Annotated in this window: 16 protein-coding genes; 5 read left to right on the top strand and 11 right to left on the bottom strand. The window is 46.8% G+C overall.

Annotated elements, in window-relative coordinates:
- Positions 1-34: 34 nt before the first annotated feature.
- From CX664_RS04905 to CX664_RS04880, 6 genes are all read right to left on the bottom strand, one after another.
- Positions 35-469 (bottom strand): hypothetical protein, encoded by a 435-nt coding sequence (locus CX664_RS04905; protein WP_145999829.1) that lies wholly within the window; start codon positions 467-469, stop codon positions 35-37.
- Between the two features lie 691 nt (positions 470-1160).
- A complete protein-coding gene (locus CX664_RS04900; protein WP_145999828.1) occupies positions 1161-2024 on the bottom strand; it encodes a hypothetical protein in 864 nt (287 codons plus the stop codon).
- A 173-nt stretch (positions 2025-2197) separates the two neighbouring features.
- Positions 2198-2734: a hypothetical protein gene (locus CX664_RS25565; protein WP_145999827.1), complete on the bottom strand. Its 537-nt coding sequence runs from the start codon at positions 2732-2734 to the stop codon at positions 2198-2200.
- Positions 2735-2974: 240 nt separating this feature from the next.
- Complete coding sequence (locus CX664_RS25560; protein WP_145999826.1) at positions 2975-3895, bottom strand: bZIP transcription factor; 921 nt, start codon at positions 3893-3895, stop codon at positions 2975-2977.
- A gap of 100 nt (positions 3896-3995) precedes the next feature.
- Entirely contained in the window at positions 3996-4673 is a 678-nt protein-coding gene (locus CX664_RS04885; protein ID WP_101745657.1) for a hypothetical protein, read from the bottom strand.
- A 159-nt stretch (positions 4674-4832) separates the two neighbouring features.
- The gene (locus CX664_RS04880) at positions 4833-6851 is read right to left on the bottom strand and encodes an NADPH-dependent 2,4-dienoyl-CoA reductase (protein ID WP_101745656.1); all 2019 of its coding nucleotides are present in this window, start codon (positions 6849-6851) and stop codon (positions 4833-4835) included.
- Between the two features lie 140 nt (positions 6852-6991).
- Here CX664_RS04880 and CX664_RS04875 point away from each other — a divergent pair, with 140 nt between their 5' ends.
- Positions 6992-7597, top strand: coding sequence for a TetR/AcrR family transcriptional regulator (locus CX664_RS04875; RefSeq protein ID WP_101745655.1), 606 nt, complete (start codon positions 6992-6994; stop codon positions 7595-7597).
- Between the two features lie 117 nt (positions 7598-7714).
- On the opposite strand, the gene CX664_RS04870 is transcribed toward CX664_RS04875, so the two are convergent.
- Complete coding sequence (locus tag CX664_RS04870; RefSeq protein WP_101745654.1) at positions 7715-8332, bottom strand: GNAT family N-acetyltransferase; 618 nt, start codon at positions 8330-8332, stop codon at positions 7715-7717.
- 343 nt (positions 8333-8675) lie between these two features.
- Here CX664_RS04870 and CX664_RS04860 point away from each other — a divergent pair, with 343 nt between their 5' ends.
- Both CX664_RS04860 and CX664_RS04855 read left to right on the top strand, forming a co-directional pair.
- Entirely contained in the window at positions 8676-9644 is a 969-nt protein-coding gene (locus tag CX664_RS04860; protein WP_101745652.1) for a hypothetical protein, read from the top strand.
- A gap of 798 nt (positions 9645-10442) precedes the next feature.
- On the top strand, positions 10443-11072 hold the full coding sequence (locus CX664_RS04855) for a hypothetical protein (RefSeq protein ID WP_145999825.1): 630 nt from the start codon (positions 10443-10445) through the stop codon (positions 11070-11072).
- A gap of 92 nt (positions 11073-11164) precedes the next feature.
- On the opposite strand, the gene CX664_RS04850 is transcribed toward CX664_RS04855, so the two are convergent.
- Together CX664_RS04850 and CX664_RS04845 are read right to left on the bottom strand one after the other, a co-directional pair.
- Positions 11165-12058, bottom strand: coding sequence for a D-hexose-6-phosphate mutarotase (locus tag CX664_RS04850; RefSeq protein ID WP_101745650.1), 894 nt, complete (start codon positions 12056-12058; stop codon positions 11165-11167).
- Between the two features lie 142 nt (positions 12059-12200).
- Positions 12201-15338 (bottom strand): hypothetical protein, encoded by a 3138-nt coding sequence (locus CX664_RS04845; protein ID WP_145999824.1) that lies wholly within the window; start codon positions 15336-15338, stop codon positions 12201-12203.
- A gap of 460 nt (positions 15339-15798) precedes the next feature.
- Between CX664_RS04845 and CX664_RS04840 the strand changes: the two genes are divergently transcribed.
- Positions 15799-17307: an NTP/NDP exchange transporter gene (locus CX664_RS04840; RefSeq protein WP_101745648.1), complete on the top strand. Its 1509-nt coding sequence runs from the start codon at positions 15799-15801 to the stop codon at positions 17305-17307.
- Between the two features lie 6 nt (positions 17308-17313).
- Here the strand turns inward: CX664_RS04840 and CX664_RS04835 are convergent, their stop codons facing one another.
- The gene (locus CX664_RS04835; protein ID WP_101745647.1) at positions 17314-18489 is read right to left on the bottom strand and encodes an HD domain-containing protein; all 1176 of its coding nucleotides are present in this window, start codon (positions 18487-18489) and stop codon (positions 17314-17316) included.
- A gap of 49 nt (positions 18490-18538) precedes the next feature.
- Positions 18539-18688: a hypothetical protein gene (locus tag CX664_RS26205; protein ID WP_180966375.1), complete on the bottom strand. Its 150-nt coding sequence runs from the start codon at positions 18686-18688 to the stop codon at positions 18539-18541.
- A 449-nt stretch (positions 18689-19137) separates the two neighbouring features.
- On the opposite strand from CX664_RS26205, the gene argR reads away from it, so the two are divergent.
- A complete protein-coding gene (argR, locus tag CX664_RS04830) occupies positions 19138-19596 on the top strand; it encodes a transcriptional regulator ArgR (RefSeq protein ID WP_101745646.1) in 459 nt (152 codons plus the stop codon).
- Positions 19597-19752 lie beyond the last annotated feature (156 nt).

The following is a 19752-nucleotide window of genomic DNA, read 5'->3' as shown; positions in this document are numbered from 1 at the left end:
GTAATCAGACAGGGCGACACCAGGGTAAGAATGATCATCCTGGTGTCGCCTTCTTTTTTGCTTTTTCTTTGCGCGTTCTTTGGTAGTTCCTTTGGCGCTCCCTTATGTATTCTGCATAATCGGGATCATCATGGTAGCGCTTATTTCGATACTCCTGTTGTTTCTTCAGGCGGCGTTCTGCAAAATTGTGATCATTCTTGTATTGCGCCCTTTGGCGCGCCCTTTCGCGCGCTGCATAAACCTTATCATTATTGTAGCGCTCTCTTCGGCGCACCCTTTCGCGCTCAGCGTATTCAGGGTCCCGGCGAAGCTGCCTTATACGCTCCCTTTCACGCTCCCGGAAAGCATGGTCTTTGCAAAGCATCTTATAGCGGTTCCTTTGGCCCTGCCTCTGGCGCGCTGCGTAAGCCGGATCACTCTGGTAGCGGCTCCTTTGGTGCTCAATTATTGAAGCGTTACCCTCAGTCATTTCTTCTGTCTGGCTGGGGGCAATTGTCGTTTGGATCAGGTTTGGCGTGTTAACTACAGCAATAGGCTGAAAATCTTGCGAGTTGAATAACTGATGATCTGGATTCCAATAGCTTATTGTGGTTGGCTCCCTGATCTCAGGCACACTCCCCGATAAGCATGCCTGATGAGTACGGCATGTCTCTGTTATTGATGATGGCGGATTATTAGCGTGTTCATAAGCAGGATGCCATGGTACATATTCATCAAGAACTGATTGTGGAATCTCATAAATATCAGTTCTGAGGAAGTTTGCCGGATCATGAATTAATTGAGAGTCAATATTATGTTCAGTCAATAGTCTTAAAAAATCTTCGTTATTCGGAAGAATGGCTGATTGGCTATGGTAAACAGGAAAAGGATTGTCCAGCCTGATAACAGACCTGCCTTGATAGATCGACGGTTGTTCAACGGGATAAGGGTGTTCTATTAAATTTAAAGAGTCGAAATAAAAGCCAGAAAATGCAGGGTTGTGTGAAGGTATGCTGTTGTAGCAGTTCATTGAATTATTAAATTACTGAATTATAACTTAAGACTGATATTCGTGATAAAAGTTCATCCCTGATACACATTCAATATTTATGTCAACCTGGAGTAGTAATTTTTTACGTCTATTCCTGATAGCGATGCAAAGCTCTTGGAAAGCTGACCTGTTACTCAGGGAAAGATGAGTTTGATCTTGTATCTATTTTGATTCTGGCCTCCTTGTGTTTATCGGATGCTTCGTATTTGGCTCTGGCTCTGGTCTCCTTGCCTTTACGGGATGCTTCGTATTTAGCTCTGGCTCTGGTCTCCTTGCCTTTAGGAGATGCTGCGTACTTGGCTCTGGCCTCCTTGGCTTGAGCGGATCTGTTGTATTGGGCTTTGTATTCCTTTCGCTTAGGGGATGCTTCTAATCTGGCACTGGCCTGCCTGAATTTTTCGGATGCCCTGTATTTAGCTGCAGCCCTGGCTTTGGCCTCCTTGCGTCTATCGGATGCTTCACATTTAGCTCTGGCATCAGACACCTGAAGAGTACTTTCGACCGTGGGAGCACTGGATGAGTTCGTAGCCAGTTGAGGTTGAATAATCATAACTGGTTCTGTTGTATTAAAAATTTCTGCAGGTTGATGAAGATTGTTATACAAACCCTGTGGGTTTTGTGAAGCTGCTTGCTCTAAACCTAAAATAGACTGGATCGAAAAAGGTTGATTGCTAAACTTATATGAGGTACCAGGATGATTGTCATGGCGTTTATTTCTAACGGTTACGTCAGGTTGTCGATCTTTTTTAGTATGGCTGTTAACGATGACTATTGATCTTTTTTCAAACCGTGGATCGTTAAATGGATTGTGAAAAGGCACCATTGCCTGCTGATGGTTGTCTCCAGTGGTTTCATGGCAACGGATAGTACGCAGAACATTGTAAGCTTCTCTAACATCACGGGAATAGATTTGGACTGATGAGCATGGTCCAGGAAAGTTATGAAAGCTACCTGAAACTATACTTGACTGAACGAAATGAGCAGGAATATCCATTAAGTCATTGAATTATTGAATGATAGTTTAAGACCCAAATCACCGGTAAAAGTTCCTCTCTTTAAGCAGGATTATTCTGTTTGCGTTTTTTTTGGCGAACCCTGTCGCACCCGGCAGAAGCAGGATTATTGCCAGGTGTTTTTTTTTGCTCGTTGTGCTCGGCGCAGGTGATCTTATTGTGGTAAAGGTTGAGTGGGTTGTCTGCAGCAGCTGGTTGTATATTTTTGTGGGTTTGAGAGTCCAACAGGAAGATCAGTTAACTGATATTCTGGATTCGAAAGGCTTGCTGGTGTTGACTCCCCGGTCTCAGTCTTGCTTCCTGATGAACAGATCTGCTGAGTCAATGGGGCATTTAATATGGACGATATCGCATCATTATCAGAATGCGAGAGTAGATATTCATCAAGATCTGGCTGTTGTGTCCCGAAAATATCGGATCCGAAAGAGTCTTCTGGATTAGTCGGTGTTAGAGCTGAAATACTATATTTATGCAATAAGTTAAGAGGGTACGCATTACTTTGTTGGTTTTCTGACTGATTATCGTAATTGTAAACAGAAAAAAAGGGGGCCACTGCCTGTATAGACATACCTAAATGTGTTGGCTGTTGTTCGCTATCAAACTGATACGTTTGTTCTGTGGAATTCAATAAGCAGGAGTAGGAATCAGAAAAAACAAAGTTGAATGGAGTGCAGTTATTAGAGTGATTCATTGAATTATTGAGTTATTTAATTATTGAACTTTAACCCTTGGCCTTCTCTCTTTATAAAAGTTCCTTTCTTAAAAGAATTTATCCGATCTTATATCAACTTCGAATAGATATTTGGCGTAGTTATTAACCATGGTAATGTAAAATTCAGCACTTTACAGTTGTGAAAAATGTTGGCCGTCGGGTCGTTGGCAATTAAATCTATGAGGTCATCAGTTCAGCGGATGAAATCAGCCGATTTTTTTAGTCCGGTTTTTGACATTCAGAGGGGTAAGTGGGGTTGGCTTTAGTCGCAGATTCCAATTTTTTTATGTATTCAGATTTGAAAAATCTTGATTTTGTTGAAGAGTATAAATTTCTAGCCTTCTTTTTTAGAAATTTAAATCTATCTAAATCATTTCTATCAATTGAGTTGGTTTTTCTTCTTTTAGTATCAATAATTAAATTAGATAATTTATCAATGCCGTATTTTTTTACTATTTTGTTATTTTTCTGCTTGCGCTCAAGATAGTCTCTAATTGTATCAAGTTCTTTGATATTGTTAACGTTTTTTCTACAAATTGACTTGATTGATGCAATTTGTCGTAAATTCAGCTTTGATTCCATTTCTTGTATATGATTTTCTATATTGTCTCGGCTTCTTTTGGCGGATATTCTATTTAATTTCTTTCTATTATTTATTCTCCAGACTTCATATATGGTCATGTCTGAAATTTTATTTTTGGAAGCCTCTGTATGAGTTAATTGGTTAAGGGGAGTTTGTGGTTTTGCAAATATTAAATTATGAGATAATTGGCTATGATTCAATGATTTTGAATCTTTATTTATCAATCCATCATTGATAGGGTTGTCATCAGAATTAAATAAAAATTGATTGATAGTGCTCTGTGATAATTCAGGGAATAAATCATCGATATCAGGTGAAATATGAGAAATGGAAAATTCAGCTAATGAGTGTTGAGGGGTTAATGTAACCTGGTATGTTGTATCCTTAGTAAGATATAAAGGAATAGTTTTATCAAATACCTGTTTCACGGAATAACAAGATATGCTTGGATCATGAATTGAAGGTGCAGCCGTGCTCAGAGTTAAATCTTCCCGCCATGTCGAATCGCAAGCGCTCGAACAAAAAGAAACATCATTTATGACTGGTGAACTGTGCATTGAGGAATTATAGCATTTAAATATATTTCAAGACCGCTATTTTTTATAGAAGTTCCCAGCCTTTCGCAATCCAGTCATCAGTTAGTTAACTGAAACTAACTTATGATCTTGCATTTTTTATAGACTGGGAAATCCTTTTTTCCCTGGATAAGGCGTACCTGGCCAGTTTTCTGGCCTTGGCCGCCTGGCCCTTTTCGGATGCTTCGTATTTGGCCTGGCTCGCCTTGCGACTATCGGATGCATTGTATCTGGCTATGGTCGCCAGGCCCTTTTCGGATGCATTGTATTTGGCCTTGCTTGCCTTCCCCTGATCGGATGCATTGTATATGGCCCTGACCGCCTTGCCTTTTTTGGATGCGGTGTATTTGGCCTGGCTCACCTTGCAATTATCAGATGCAAGGTACCTGGCTCTATTTGCCTGGCCTTTTTTGGATGCGGCGTATCTGGCCTGGGCCGCCCTATGCTTAGCTTTTGCGATGCATTTGTCTTTGCTTTCCTTGCCTTGAACGGGTGCGGCGTGTTTGGTTTTGCTCGTTTTGTCCAATCCAGAAGTGCAGGTCCCTTCATTGGGAAGGGGCAGAGCTTCACCAAACTCGGAAGATTCCGTTGATTCTGGTCTGACATAAACAGGAAAAGGATATTTCAGTGTCTGGACAGGCATACCTTGATAGGTGGGGTGCAGTTTATTTTTGTCATGCTGGTACGTTTGTTGAACCGAATTCAAATTGAGTCCGGAAAACGCAATATGGAAGGGCGGTAATTTATTATAGTGATCCATTGAATTATCAAATTGAAGAATTACAGCTTAAGACCACTCTTTATTATAGAAGTTCCTCCCCACTACAACCCATTCAATATTTATGCAATTCGGGCCAGGTTTACTTGAGGCCGGAATGATAAAGGGGGGCGAGCCCCCTTTACTGGTTAAGTGGCAGTATCAAATGTCAGCGGCCAGTCGGCAGCCCTGGTTGATTGCCCGCTTGGCATCCAGCTCAGCAGCCACATCCGCTCCGCCAATCAGGTGCACGGTCTTGCCGCTGATGCTATCAGCGAGTTCGCGCATGGGCTCCTGGCCTGCGCAGACAACCACGCTATCCACATCCAGCACCTGAGGCTCCCCGGCAATGGACAGGTGCAGACCCTGATCATCCACCTTATGGTACTCACAGGCTGGTACCATGCGCACCCCCCGGTTAGCCAGTGATGAGCGGTGAATCCAGCCGGTGGTTTTGCCGAGGTTTTTACCGGGCTTGCTCTTTTTCCTCTGCAGCAGAAAGACTTCTCTGGAGGATTTTGGGTGCTCACTTTCGGTCAGCAGGCCACCGCGATTTTCCAGGGTCATATCCACGCCCCACTCTTTCATAAAGGCGGGAATATCAAGGCTGCTGGATGGGCCATCCTGGGTAATCAGTTCGCATAAATCAAAACCGATACCGCCAGCGCCGATAACGGCTACCTTGTTGCCCACAGGTGCTCCCTTGAACACATCCAGATAACTCAATACCTTGGCGTGATCTATACCTTCCAGCTCCAGACTTCTGGGGGTGATACCCGTGGCGACGATGACTTCGTCAAAGTCACTGTTTTCCAGCTCTTCTGCCGTCACTCTGTGGTTGAGCTTCAGCTCGACGCCGGTCAACTCGATCTGTCGTTTGAAGTAGCGCAGGGTCTCTTCAAACTCTTCCTTGCCGGGTACGGTTTTCGCGATATTGAACTGTCCACCAATTTTGTCTGCCGCATCAAACAGTGTGACGTTGTGACCACGATAGGCGGCTGTGGCGGCAAATGCCATTCCGGCAGGACCTGCGCCCACCACGGCCAGCTTCTTGGGTTTACTGGTTGGCAGATAGTTCAGCTCGGTTTCATGGCATGCTCTGGGGTTTACCAGACAGCTGACGGGTTTCATATAAAAGACATGATCAAGACAGGCCTGGTTACAGCCAATGCAGGTATTGATTTCATCGGTTCTGGCTTCCGCCGCCTTGTTCACCCATTCGGCATCTGCCAGCATAGGGCGGGCCATGGACACCATGTCGGCATCACCACGGGCCAGAACTTCTTCTGCGGTTTCCGGCATGTTGATCCGGTTGGAGGTGATGACCGGAATATTGATTTCGTTACGAATTTTTGCCGTTACCCAGGTAAAGGCCGCTCTTGGCACCATTGTCGCGATGGTGGGGACACGGGCCTCGTGCCAGCCAATGCCGGTATTAAGAATGGTGGCACCCGCCTGCTCAATCTCTTTGGCCAGTTCAACAATTTCATCCCAGCTACTGCCGCCTTCAACCAGATCCAGCATGGAGAGGCGGTAAATAATGATGAAGTCCGGGCCTACTCTTTCCCGGGTCTGTCTCACCATGGCTACCGGCAGGCGAATGCGCTGACGGTATCCTCCACCCCATTCGTCCTGTCGCTGATTGGTACGATTAGCAATGAACTGGTTGATGAAGTACCCTTCAGACCCCATGATTTCTACGCCATCATAGCCTGCCTCTTTTGCCAGGGCCGCAGAGTGGACAAAGCTCTCGATCTGCTCATCCACCTCTTCGGAGGTCAGTTCTTTAGGTTTGAAAGGATTGATGGGTGCCTGAATGGCACTGGGAGCAATGCATTTTGGGTGGTAGGCATAACGGCCGGTATGCAGGATCTGCATACAGATTTTTCCGCCAGCCTTATGCACGGCGTCTGTCACCAACTGGTGGTGCTTTACATCATCCATGGTTTCCATGGTGGCAGCACCCGGCATGCCCCCGCTCTCCTGGTTCGGTGCAATACCGCCGGTCACAATGAGTCCCACACCGCCGGCTGCGCGTTCGGCAAAATAAGCCGCCAGTCGTTCAAAACCGTTGGGCCGTTCTTCCAGGCCGGTATGCATGGAGCCCATCAAAACCCGATTTTTCAGTGTAGTGAAACCCAGATCCAGCGGTGCCAGAAGATGTGGGTAGGGGGTAGTCATTTTTATAATCCTTTTTGTGATTCGACGCCTCATCTAGACGCTGTCAAGATAAAATGGTAATTTGACACTGTCAAGATAATTTGTATTGTCTCTGGACTGCACCATTTTGTATCAGACAGCGCACGGGCATTAAACGACATATGACTGGCAGAAAATCCTACCACCACGGTAACCTTCACCAGGAGCTGCTTGAAGAGGCAACCCGTATGATCGGGGAGCAGGGGGTGGATGGCATTTCCATGCGCGCGCTGGCGGAGCGGGTAGGGGTCTCCAGAACGGCGGCTTATCATCATTTTAAAGATAAGAATGCGCTGCTCTGTGCCATCGCCGAGCAGGGGTTTGAGAAGTGGCAGGCACACTTTGCACAACAGATGCATGAGCAGTCAGGGGACATGAATGGCTGGTTAAAGGCTTTTGTCCATGCCTATCTGGATCTTTCCTGGAAGTATCCTGAGGAGTATGACCTGATGTTCGGTCGTCCGGTCTGGAAAAATGGTGAACCAACAGAGAGTCTGAGAGCGGCCTCTTTTGCCTGCTTTCAGCACTATGTTGATCTGATCCGCAGCTGGCAGGGCAAGGGTAAGTTTTCAAAAGATATTGATGGCCTGCGCCTTGCCCAGGTGAGCTGGAGCATGTTGCACGGTATGAGTCGCTTATTGAATGATGGTATTTACCTGGATAGAAACTCCATTGATGCCATGTCGGACAGTGCAGTAGAGATGATACTGGCAGCGGCAGCGGTATAAAAAAGTACATTCCCATGATGCACAAAGAAATGTGCATTATGACGGTTATTCTGGCAGTTGGGATCAAAGTCCGATCTGGCGCAGTATGAGGTGTAAGAAGATCCAGTGTCGGTTTTCTTAAACCTTTTTATATGGAATTAGTGATAATAACTGCTTATCCAGGCAGATCAGATGATAGTGTTCCAGGCTCTTTTGCCGTAAATAATTTCGCACAGGCGTTGCTAATTTCATCAGTGGTTCTGATTCTCCTGTTTTAACTTTTTCAAAGCCAAATTTCTCATAAAATGAAATTGCATCGTTGTCACTATTCAAGACTATGTCAGGGACTTTCCTGGACGCAGCAACTTCAATAATGGATTTCATCAACAACTTTCCAAGTCCATTACCTTGATAGGATTTTTGTACCGATAAAATTTCAATAGATATTGATTCATGATTAAGTTTAAATGACAGATAAGCGGCTGTAGTAGCAGTCCTGATTTCAATAAGTTCAATAACTCTTTTGTTGAAATTTTTAGCTGTATCTATTTTTTTTAATGCTTTCTTCGCACCTTTAATAGGTGAGACTTTTAGATTTTTGGAATGAAAATATTCCCGGATATATGATATGTCGGATACTTTGGGCACAACGCTTATCTTATAGCCTTTAAACCTGGCCTCTAAGATAAGGTTGTATGGTAGTGCGATGTCACTTACAGCTTTTGTGCAGGATGCAAGCTCAATTATAGGGTTCATATATTTAACTCCTGTAGAAGTTTATTTCATAATGAGAGCTTATTTTGGTAGTTGGTCATCTGTTTTTTATAAATCGCTGACCCTGAATCTACTTTTGGGGTCAAAGAGGAACTTTTATCATCCAGGAACAGTCTCAAGCGGTAATTCAATAATTCTATAATGCAATAATCCAATGGACAGATGTAACGCTGGTTCAAACTTCTTTTCTGCTTCTTCCTGTTTACAGAAGCCTTCAGAATCACCTTCAGTACCCTCTGGCTCTTCCAGTTCAAGGCCAGGTGTGACGGGCTGTTCTATCCAGACAGGTCATTCATTACATTATGAATATTTAAGGGAGGGTACGATGAATCAGGGCATGCCATCTTCTCTTCGCTCGCTTGATGATTTTTCAATTTCTCTATTACCATCCCCTGAAAATGAGTCAGTGTTACCTAAACTTTTTCTGGATCTGGAAGACCTTGACCAGGTTTTATCTTGTGATTTTTTCCGTGAACCTGTTTATGACGACTTTGCATTCACAGATTTAACCTTGACAAACGTTCAGCCAATAGTTCAAAAATTTTCCCTGAGCAATTCATTGTTGAGTTTTTCTCAGCCATCATCACGTCCCGTTGCTATGATTGATCCTTTAATTAAGGACACACATGAGCAAATTACAACGAAAACCACTGAGTTTAACGCGCCTGAATCGTCCGGTTCTGTTGAACCTCAGCCTCTCACGCTCTCAGTAGCTCACCAGCAGACCGATGAAATGAAGGCTTCTTTTGCGCCAGGGAAAAGAAGGTCTGCCAAGAAGACTTACCGTGAGACTGAGAAAGGAAGGGCTGCCCAGAAGGCTTACTGTGAGTGCGGGAAAGGCCGGGCGGCCAGAGCCAAAAAAGATGCCAAATACGCCGCAACTGTTAAAGGCAAGGCGACCAGAGCCAAATACCTCGCATCCGATAAAGGCAAGGCGACCAGGGCCAAATACTTTGCATCCGATAAAGGCAAGGCGGTCAGAGCCAAATACCTCGCATCCGATAAAGGCAAGGCGACCAGAGCCAAATACCTCGCATCCGATAAAGGCAAGGCGATCAGAGCCAAATACTTCGCATCCGATATAGGCAAGGCGGTCAGAGCCAAAAACGATGCCAAATACATCGCAACTGTTAAAGGCAAGGTGACCAGGGCCATATCAAATGCCAAGTCAAACGCCTATAGAGTAGCGCTAAAAAAAGGCTTTAGTGAAAAAGAAGCGAGGAAAAAAGGAGAGTCAGCAGCAAATGCAAAAAAAACAGAATTATTATCAATGGGTCTTTGTCCACACCGCTGATCGCCTGCAGGTTTCCAGGATACCTATAATGCCGGAAATCACATAGCACTCAATCCGGGAAATATCCTGAAAGAGATTGCTGACGTTGTTGTTTGTGGTCATAGTAAATGCTTATGAAATATCTTGCAGGAGAAGGCGGCTTAAGTTTTATGTATAGAGTGTTTTTACATCAATAAGACCCTGTTTTCAAAGAGTTATTTAATGGATATTGATTCATGGTTAATTTTAAATCACTGACCCTGAATCTACTTTTGGGGTCAAATAGGAACTTTTATAATCCAGGAGCGGTCTCAAGCGGTAATTCAATAATTCAGTAATCCAATGAACAGATGTAACGCTGGCTCAAATTTTTTTTCTGTTTCTTCCTGTTTACAGAAGCCTTCAGAATCACCTTTAGTGCCCTCTGGCATTCCCAGTTCAAGTCCAGGTGTGACGGGCTGTTCTATCCAGACACCCCATTTATTACATTATGGATATTTAAGGCAGGGTATGATGAATCAGGGCATGTCATCTTCTCTGCGTCCGCTTGATAATTTTTCAATTTCTCAATTACCATCCCCTGAAAATGAGTCAGTGTTACCTCAACTGTCTCCGGAAGACCTGGACCAAATTTTATCTTGTGATTTTTCCCGTGAACCTGTTGATGATGACTTTGTATTCACAGGTTTAACCTTGACAAACGTTCAGCCAATAGTCCGGAAATTACCCCTGATAAATTCATTGTTGAATTTTTCTCAGTCATCATCACGTCCGGTTACTATATTCGATCCTTTAATTAAAGACACACATGAGCAGGTTATGGCGGAAACTACTGAGTTTAACGTGCCTGAATCATCCGGTTCTGTTGAACCTATGCCCCTCACGCTCTCAGTAGCTCACCAGCAAACCGATGAAAAGAAGGCTGCCCTTGTGCGAGAAAGAAGAAGGGCTTTCCAGAAGGCTTGGCGTGAGTCCGAGAGAGGCAAGGCTTTCGAGAAGGCTTACAATGAGTCGTGGAAAAGACGGGCGTCCAGAGCCAAATACGCCGCATCCGAGAAAGGTAAGGCGGCCAAGCGAAGATGCAATGCCAGATATGCCGCATCCAAGAAAGGCAAGGAGACCAGAGCCAAATACGCCGCATCCGAGAAAGGCAAGGCGGTCAGCGCATACTCCGTTTATAAATACGCCGCATCCGCTAAAGGCAAGGCGGCCAGAGCCAAACGCACCTCATCCAGGCAAGGCAAGGCAGCTAAAGCCAAATACGATGCCAAATACGCAGCATCCGCTAAAGGCAAGGTGGTCAGGGCCGTAGCAAATGCCAAGTCAAACGCCTGTAGATCAGCCCTAAAAAAAGGCTTTAGTGAAAAAGAAGCAAAGAAAATAGGAGAGTCAGCAGCTAATGCAAAAAAAGCAGAATTATTATCGGTGGGTCGTTGCCCTGACTCCTGATCGCCTACCGGTTCCCACGATACCGTAATGCCGGAAACCACATAGCGCTCAATCCGGGAAATACTCTGAATAAGGTTTCACTTTTCGGATGGTTATTTATCAGAAGTAACACTGATTTCAGTGCTCAATATATTTTTTTCACCGGGCATCAATAATGCACCCGATGCCTGGTCCTTCGCATAGCGGGTTGCCTCAACGCAAACCATTGTCTCATAACCATCGTCATTCATATCACCCATATTTCTGCTGGTTTCTTTCCATGGGTTCCAGATAACGGCGGAGTTATGACCGGCATTAACAACATGAATAATGCGTTGATTACCCCGGTCATGGATGGCGATGGTGGCATCCGGGGCGGTATAAATCCGGTCAATGGGTTGATTGATGATCAGGGCTTCTGAGGTGTCGCAGGGCAGATCATTTTGCAGGCTATCAAGGTAGGAAGTGCCGACACCGGTAATCCAGGTTTCGGTGGTTGCGGCAATATTGAAGTAGCTGTGCAAAGCACCACTCCATTGCCAGGGGCGCTCACCGGTGTTGATCATTTCCAGGTCTATGCGCAGGGTTGCTCCCAGGGTAAAGGTGAGAACGGCACTGAAATCATGGGGCCAGATCTCTCGGGTCTGTTCGGAGGTACAGAGTTTCAGGCGAATGGTAACAGCCTGTTCATTTTCCCCGTGATCCAGCAACTGCCAGGGGCTGATTCGGGCAAACCCGTGCGAAGGCGCACTGACCGGGCCAAACCAGGGCCAGCAGACAGGAATGCCACCACGTATCGCTTTGCCTTGTGAGAAGATTGCTTTCTTACTGAGCCAGATAACGTCCTGATGCCCGGTCGGTTTGAACTGAAGCAGATGGCCCCCGTGAAGGGATATTGCCGCCTCACATTCACGGCTCTGAATTTTCAGAATGGACAGGCCATTCAGGCTATGTCTGGTAATGTTGGGGCTGAGAGTTGATTCGGTAGACAGATCGCTGGTGAACATTGGGTGAACCATTTTTTTAGTAACAGTGCCGTTTATGGAAAGTGGTAACAACTTACGTTTTTTCGTTGTGGCTTGTCAGGAAAAACCGGGGCTCAAACAAAAAAACGGGTTTACCGCAGGGGCTCCGCAGCAAAACAAGGTGTTATTCAGATGCAATGTCCGGGAAGGTACTCTGCAGAGGCGGCTGAAGCCAGTTATCGATAATCAATATAGCTTTATTCTTACAGTCTTCTATCACGCTTTTGTCATCAACCTTCAGTGAATCAAGGGCTGTTTTTATTTTGGCAATGATTGGCTCACGCATGGCAAGCAGCTCATCTCTGATGGGCAGGGAAAGTATGCTGATCGATTGCAGGATATACAGGTCATCGGCTGCCAGGTCCGGCGCAAACAGAACCAGCCGGAGAACGGTGAGGGTCACCAGATTTTCCACATTATCCAGCGTTTCCTGATCGATCACATTATCAATCTGGCGGTCAGCATCGATCGCTATGATTGCCTGATAATAACTGTTGGCGATAGAGGTAATGATCTGGATCAGTTGCGTCCGCATATCCAGTTCCGGTTTGCCAAAATAGAATTTCTGGCGGCGAAAAGAGTCGGTCATTTCCTGGTTGGCAAAATTGACACCAATCATCTCTTCCTCCGGGTAGAAGGAGACGACATTGAGCATCTTCAGCCGGGACCAGGCGTAAATCTTCTTTCTTAATGAGTCAGTAGTACCATATTCAAAAATATTGACAAAAAAATGCGCCATCGACTGGCTGATCACATCCACCGTTTTTTCGTCATGGACCAGTGCTTTCACCATGGCCTGGGTTGAGAATCCCACGGCGGCCAGCAGGTAATCGCCATAAGATGCCCAGGTGTCCAGCACATCTTGTGATTTGGCTGTCGTCTGTATGTCATGTTTAAGGCCCCAGCCTTGCAGCATTTTCAGGTAGATATTGCTGATGTCCTGTTTGGCAAATGCCGGATCCAGGGCTTTCAGGGCAGCGAAAACCTGTCGGGTAAAGTGCTCAATTTCACCCTGCTTCCTGAGTATCTCAAAGGCTGGCTTCAGTCGTGCTACTGCCAGGGTTTTCATCACCAGGTTGTCTTCCGTAAATTCGGCGTGAAAATAACGCTGGGTATAAGCAGCCAGGGCCAGTGTGGCAGCCGCCCGGGACTGTGGATAATGTTCCGGGTGAGCCAGCAGATGACTGGACAGGCTCCAGTACCGGGTAAGCAGGCCTTCCAGTGTGGCACGGTATGAGCGGCTGGTCTGGGCTTCAATGCTGAGCTTGCGGTTAAGGGCATTGACTTTGTTGGCCAGCTCGTCCTGGATCTGTTTGTCCTCTGACGACAGAATACCTGTAGTGCTGCCAATCCCGTTTTTGATCACCGTTTGCAGGTGCACAATGGCCGGTTCGCCCAGGGAACGCAGGCCAAAATCGAACATGGAGGTCAACAGGTAGTAAGACGCCAGGTTCCAGTAGGGAGGATTGCCAGCCACTAGCCGCCGGACAGTCAGGGGTTCAAGGATGGCCACCAGTATTGAATAGCCCAGGGCAGTACCCTGGATGGTGATCGTGGATATGGTTTCCTTGTCCGGAAGGTAGCTCTGATACCAGGATTTGCTCGGGGTTCGTGGCCGTGGTTTCCCGGAAGGCAGTTGGGGAATCTGGCTGATCCATGGTATATCGGGGAATTCTGGTAGATCCTGTGCTGAACCATCCGGGGAGGAAAGCCTGAACCAGGTGGTCAGTTGCTGCTGATACCAACGCCTCACCTTTGAACTTGTTTTGTATTCAGGTTCCAGCATTTCCAGGGCCCTAACGACTTCAGGGATCAGTTCCTGATGATACAGTGGCCGGAAGGCCAGCAGGGTTGAACGGATCAGGCTGTCATCATTGGTAACTTCAACGTTCTCCCGGTAATGCTGAACCAGCGCTGCGGCCAGCATACCGGCACTGGCCTGGTCGTCATCGACCCTCTGCAGGTTGAAGGCTTCTGCCAGGTTGACCACCAGGGCCTCCAGGGCGCGCTGGGCATTGGAGCGGGCAAAATTGGGCTGTTCAGCCAGAATGGCGGTGGCATTTTTTTGCAGGGTGTTAAAGTAATGGTTGGCGAATTCCCCGGTGGGCGATGTCGAACTGCCTTTGCCGGTGTCAATGGCCCCCCAGTTTTCCAGGCTGCGGCGGGTATTGGAGGAGAACCGTTCAATGTTTGCTTTGGTGGTGGCCATACCGGTTACCCTGGCAAAATGGTCCACCACGGTGTAGATGACTGGTGTCTTCTTTTTGTCCAGGAAATAGAGCAGTACCGCCGGCACAGAGACTCCCATAATGAAAATGGCGTTTCTGATGTAGTGCTCAGGAACCCCCTTGAGGGCGGACTGGATGACCCCGGGCCTGGTTCCCTTTTCGGACATGATGGCCATGCCCTCCAGTTCCCCTATGGCACCGTTTTCAAAGTCGCTGCAGTCCTGATAACTGATCTGCCACTGGTTCAGGAGATCGCAGTAACGCAGGTTAATCAATGTTGAGCGTCGGACCAGTGGATCCATGGTCCGGAGATGGCGCTGGATGTCGTTGCGAAACTCCGGAATATCGGACCAGTCAATATGGTAATTGAAATGGGTCCTGATGCTGTCAGCCCCGTCACTGGCTCTGGCTTCGGGATGAATGTAAACCATGGTCTGTACGGCAAGGGCAATCATGGCACTGGCCCGGTCATAATCGCCATCAGTCAAAGCGAGTCTGGCGGTGGAGGCGATGTTGTCCAGAATGTCCTGCAGACGGAAATAGGTTTTTCTCGCTTTCTGGGCATTCATGCTGAGAATGGAAAAGGTAAACAGAGAACGGAATAGCAGATCGGTTTGCAGATCATCGGTCTGCTTTTTCAGATGTTCGTCCGACAGTGTTTTGTAACTGAAGCTCTCCAGCCGGGCGCTGAGATTGTCGGTCAGATGCTGGCTGGTTGAGCGCCGGATATTACTGCCGTGGATTTTCAGTAAGGTTTGGAGAAAGGTGTAATTATGCTGTTTTAAATAATTTTTGCTGATGTTCAGGGCAATTTCTGAACTTAATGGCACCAGGCCCCAGGCAACCGCCGTTTTCAGCGTGTTCACCAGACGACTGACCTCTCCGTTTTTGCTTTGTTGCGCTTGCTTCTGCCGGTCAGTTTCACCCTGATGAACCGCTGCAAAGACGCTAGTACCGGAATATGGCAGCAAACTTGCCATTAACAGGCATAAAAACATAAGAAGAATACGGTAGTAGCAATAACCTGTTTTCATTGAGATAAGAAACCGGAGTGATAAATATCTACCCAATCAAAATAGGCTGTAATGCGCCTGGTGGTGATAAATATTTGTTATTTATGTTTTGATTTTTTTTATAAGAGATTTTTTTATAAGAGCGAACGATGATTCAGTGGTAGTTTTTTCTCCTGAATTTAGAGTTTTGTTGTTTTGTTTGTCCGAATGTAACAACTTATAAAGTTTTTTATTTCGTTCTTTTTTTGAAACTGGTAATTAAATGAAATAACCATTATTTTTCTATTGTTGTTTCAGGGTTGAACAGAGAGGTCAGGGAGTCAATTCTCTTTGACAACCTCCCCCCGGTAATGGGCTGCATCTGGCTCATGAACAGGTTTTCAGACTGATAGTGGACTTCCGTGTTTGTTTCTTCGGCTTAAGTTAGGTCGTATTGCCGTATTAAAAAAGGGGCGACGTTGTTTGTTTCGGAGGTTTCTGAATGAGTTCTGATCCTGAGTTCAGCAAATGGCGGGAACGGTTCTGGCCGGTTCACAGTCATGAGCTGAAAAAGCTAATCCCCATGATTTTGATGTTCTACCTTATTCTTTTTAACTATACGATTCTCAGGGACACCAAAGATACCCTGGTGGTCACCGGTGCCGGTTCCGGTGCCGAGATTATCCCATTTCTGAAGCTCTGGGTTAATGTCCCTTTTGCTATCGGGTTTACCCTGATTTATTCGCGCATGAGTAACCTGGTCAGAAGGAATACACTTTTTTACCTGGTGATTACTGCATTTATTCTGTTCTTTGTTTTCTTTGCGCTCTGGCTCTATCCCAACCGGGGAACCCTGCACTTTCATGATACATCGGACTATCTGCAAAGTGTTTTACCACCGGGGTTCAAGGGGTTGATTGCGGTGATGCGTAATTGGACCTTCTCCCTGTTTTATGTCATGTCGGAGTTGTGGGGCAGTGTCTGCCTGTCGATGCTGTTCTGGGGATTTGCCAACCATATCAATACCATTGCCGAGTCAAAACGGTTTTATGCCCTGTTTGGCATGATGGGCAATCTGGCGCTGCCCACGGCAGGTTATTTTGTCTATGTTGCCTCCGGAGTCAGGGAGAACCTGCCCGAAGGTGTGGATTGCTGGGGGTATTCCCTTAATCTGATGACCGGGGTTCTGACGCTGGGCGGGGCGTTGATTATTTTGATTTACTGGTGGATGAACCGTTATGTCCTGAGTGATCCCAGCTTATACCATCAGCTGGGTGCCCATGAGCCAGCCAATGAAAAACTGAGTCTGTCCCTGCGCGACAGCCTGAAAATGATTATTAATTCCAGGTACCTCCTGTGCATCGCCCTGCTGGTGATCAGCTACGGGGTGTGCATCAACATGGTGGAGGTTACCTGGAAAAATCAGCTTCGTATGCAGTTTCCGGATCCGAATAATTACAACCAGTTTATGGGACTGTTTTCAACCTGCACCGGGTTGGTGACGATTTTTATGATGCTGTTTCTCACCAATAATGTGATCCGGTATTTCGGCTGGACATTCGCGGCGCTGTGTACGCCGGTCATATTATTGGTCACCGGGTCTCTGTTTTTCTGTTTTGTCCTGTTCCGGGACTGGTTGCCTGAAAGCCTGATACTCTCCCTGGGGATTGCCCCGTTAATGCTGACGGTGATTTTGGGGGCTATTCAGAATATTCTGAGTAAATCGACCAAATACGCCTTGTTCGACCCCACCAAGGAGATGAGTTATATCCCCCTGACGCCGGAACAGAAGGTAAAGGGCAAGGCGGCAGTGGATATTATTGGTAATCCCACCGGAAAATCCACGGGTTCATTGATCCAGCAGATATTGATGGTGATGCTGGGGTCACTGTCTGCCATTGCGCCCTATGTTGCGGTGATTGTTCTCTGTTTCTTCGCGATCTGGATTGCATCTGCCCGGTCGCTGGGCAGGCGGTTCACGGAAATCACTGAGCAGAAGCGTATGGAATAAGCATAATTATGGCTCAACCTCTGCATAAAAAAGCTGGCATCGCTTGAGTTCGGTAAGGTAACGCTCCCTGAATGCCGGGTCGATATCGGAAACACGAAGCCAGCTGGTTACGGTATTGCCGGAACTGATGGTTGCCATTCTTGGGTCAACAATACGACAGCGGACATTTTCAAACGTTATAGTATTTGCCCCGGGATGGGTGACCTCATGCACCTTATGCCAGGCGGTCAACATTTGCCCGGCTAATGTGCGTACACCGGGCAAGGTGCTTTGGTGTATTTTCTGCCAGACCTGATCGTCACCCATGGTAAAAAACAGATCATCGGCCCCGAGTTCTCCTGCCCTGACCAGCTGTTTCAGGGCATCGGCTGTCCAGAGATAGAGAACCCTTCCCCAGGCGGTAACAAAAATATGCCGGTTCAATTCAATACTTGCATCGGCGGTCAGCCGCGCGGATTCCAGGCTTTTGGAATACCAGTGTTGCGATAACGGGTCAAAGAACAGGTCAGCCAGGATGGCTTCGACCTGTTGACTGGAGAGCTTTTTCCGTCTGGCAGCACCCTGCACTATATAATCAAGCCGGTCAGCAGCAAGGTCTGGCAGTGGCCTTTCCAGCCGGGTAAACGAGGGGTTTTTTTTGGGGTGGACGGTTTCAGACGACAGATGATGTCTGTTCAGGATTGGGGTAATGCTGTGCCTGTCCACAAAGTTGGTGAACTGTGAATCGTGATAGTCCGGATTGCCTGCTGAACTGTCAGAAAACAGGTAGTCAGACACATGGCTGAAGGTGCTGTGGGGCAGGTCATGGAGCAGGCCGCTGATCTGTTCCGGGAAGGGAGCACCGAAACGGTTGAGTAAATAGAAGACACCCAGAGAATGGTCGTAACGGGAGTAGGGTTCATTGTTATTGCCCTGTGAGTCCACCATCTGTATGGGGCCATACTGGTTGATATGTTTCAGCCTGTTGACTGCCGGGTGGGCCAGAAGGGAAGAGAGTAGCCTGGATTGATCATTTGCCATTGCCTTTAACGATATGGTTCCGTAAAAGGTGTCGATGCTTTCGATATGGCTTTCAAGATGGTTTTCAATATGACTTTCAATGTCAGTTTGATTGCCATCGGCGGACAGTTCATGGCTGATGATAACGATAAATGGTACCAGACAGCTCAATAGTTTGATCATTGCTCAATTATGTATCCGGTGTGCCTGACTGTTATATAAATGAACGTTATCAGCCAGGCTGTGCGACGTTGCCGTAATGTTTTACCTGCGACACGCCAACCGTGTATTCCCTGGTAAACATGGCCTGGATGACCCCGACAAGTGTAGCCAGCAGGCCGCGATCTGCAACCAGTGATGACAGGGCCAGGCCCATGGGCATCAGTTGCTTTGGCGAAGAGAGCGGTCAGGCCCACAGTTATCTCACCTGTGCAGAGTTGAAATACTTGGCGTGCCGCTGCTGGTAAACACCGCTCTCTCTTACCTGAGTGAGCGCCGTGTTCATTTTTTCACACCAGGGCGTCACCTTTACGGGCCGCGATGCCCATTGCCTGAATCTTCTTATTTCCGGTTGAATTTTATGGTTGAATTGTCCAGTACCGATTGGGTAAAATTAACAAAAAAATGAATAAAAATTCATATTGCAAAGGTAAGGGTCTATAATTGTCGCCAATTTATAACGCTCACCCTTCGAACACATCCAGCAAGTGGAAAATCGAAGGTTGTGCTGGTTTCTGGATATGATTGATTAAAAATACTGCATTACTCAGGATTTTCCGATAACGGATAACCCTGAAAGCAGCATTTTTTCTGGAAGGTTATTTGACGACTATGACTAGCCAAAAACAGGATGCCCTGGTTCGCTCTTTCCGTCAGTTGCTTAAAGAAGAGCGCTGCGGCTCCCAGGGCCAGATGGTGACTCTGCTGCAGGAGCAGGGGTTTGACAATATCAGTCAGTCCAAGGTATCGCGCATGCTCAGCCGTTTTGGTGCGGTCCGGGCGCGCAATGCATTGAATGAGCTGGTTTACTGCCTGCCTCCTGAGCTGGGCAAGATGGATTCCAGTATTGCGGTAAAAGATCTGGTAGAAGATGTTAGCCATAATGAGTCCATGATTGTGATCAAAACCAGCCCGGGTGCCGCCCAGATGATCGCCAGGCTCCTGGACTCTATTGGCGTAAAAGGTGGGATTATGGGGTGTGTGGCGGGGGATGACACCATTCTTGTGGTACCTGCCAGTGTGCAGGAGATTAAAGAGATTACGCTGAGTATTGCCGGGATGTTTAACTGAGTGTTCCTTTTTTGCAGGAACACTCTTTGCCGTGAAAGAAAAATTGCCACGGAGACAAGATAAAGTTTTACCTCTGTGTCTCCGTGGCAAATCTTACATACCAGAGGGTGACGAACAATCGTCATGAGTATTTGTGTCCGGAGCAGTTGGTAGCAA

The sequence above is a fragment of the Endozoicomonas acroporae genome (assembly GCF_002864045.1).
Lineage (GTDB): Bacteria > Pseudomonadota > Gammaproteobacteria > Pseudomonadales > Endozoicomonadaceae > Endozoicomonas > Endozoicomonas acroporae.
The sequence above is the reverse complement of the archived record's forward strand: the minus strand, read 5'-3'. Positions and strand labels throughout refer to the sequence as shown.

Bases quoted from the DNA above. Each gene is read 5' to 3' on its own strand.
- CX664_RS04905 (WP_145999829.1), bottom strand. From the start codon at position 469: ATGACTGAGGGTAACGCTTCAATAATTGAGCACCAAAGGAGCCGCTAC.
- CX664_RS04900 (WP_145999828.1), bottom strand. From the start codon at position 2,024: ATGGATATTCCTGCTCATTTCGTTCAGTCAAGTATAGTTTCAGGTAGC.
- CX664_RS25565 (WP_145999827.1), bottom strand. From the start codon at position 2,734: ATGAATCACTCTAATAACTGCACTCCATTCAACTTTGTTTTTTCTGAT.
- CX664_RS25560 (WP_145999826.1), bottom strand. From the start codon at position 3,895: ATGCACAGTTCACCAGTCATAAATGATGTTTCTTTTTGTTCGAGCGCT.
- CX664_RS04885 (WP_101745657.1), bottom strand. From the start codon at position 4,673: ATGGATCACTATAATAAATTACCGCCCTTCCATATTGCGTTTTCCGGA.
- CX664_RS04880 (WP_101745656.1), bottom strand. From the start codon at position 6,851: ATGACTACCCCCTACCCACATCTTCTGGCACCGCTGGATCTGGGTTTC.
- CX664_RS04875 (WP_101745655.1), top strand. From the start codon at position 6,992: ATGACTGGCAGAAAATCCTACCACCACGGTAACCTTCACCAGGAGCTG.
- CX664_RS04870 (WP_101745654.1), bottom strand. From the start codon at position 8,332: ATGAACCCTATAATTGAGCTTGCATCCTGCACAAAAGCTGTAAGTGAC.
- CX664_RS04860 (WP_101745652.1), top strand. From the start codon at position 8,676: ATGAATCAGGGCATGCCATCTTCTCTTCGCTCGCTTGATGATTTTTCA.
- CX664_RS04855 (WP_145999825.1), top strand. From the start codon at position 10,443: ATGGCGGAAACTACTGAGTTTAACGTGCCTGAATCATCCGGTTCTGTT.
- CX664_RS04850 (WP_101745650.1), bottom strand. From the start codon at position 12,058: ATGTTCACCAGCGATCTGTCTACCGAATCAACTCTCAGCCCCAACATT.
- CX664_RS04845 (WP_145999824.1), bottom strand. From the start codon at position 15,338: ATGAAAACAGGTTATTGCTACTACCGTATTCTTCTTATGTTTTTATGC.
- CX664_RS04840 (WP_101745648.1), top strand. From the start codon at position 15,799: ATGAGTTCTGATCCTGAGTTCAGCAAATGGCGGGAACGGTTCTGGCCG.
- CX664_RS04835 (WP_101745647.1), bottom strand. From the start codon at position 18,489: ATGATCAAACTATTGAGCTGTCTGGTACCATTTATCGTTATCATCAGC.
- CX664_RS26205 (WP_180966375.1), bottom strand. From the start codon at position 18,688: ATGCCCATGGGCCTGGCCCTGTCATCACTGGTTGCAGATCGCGGCCTG.
- argR (WP_101745646.1), top strand. From the start codon at position 19,138: ATGACTAGCCAAAAACAGGATGCCCTGGTTCGCTCTTTCCGTCAGTTG.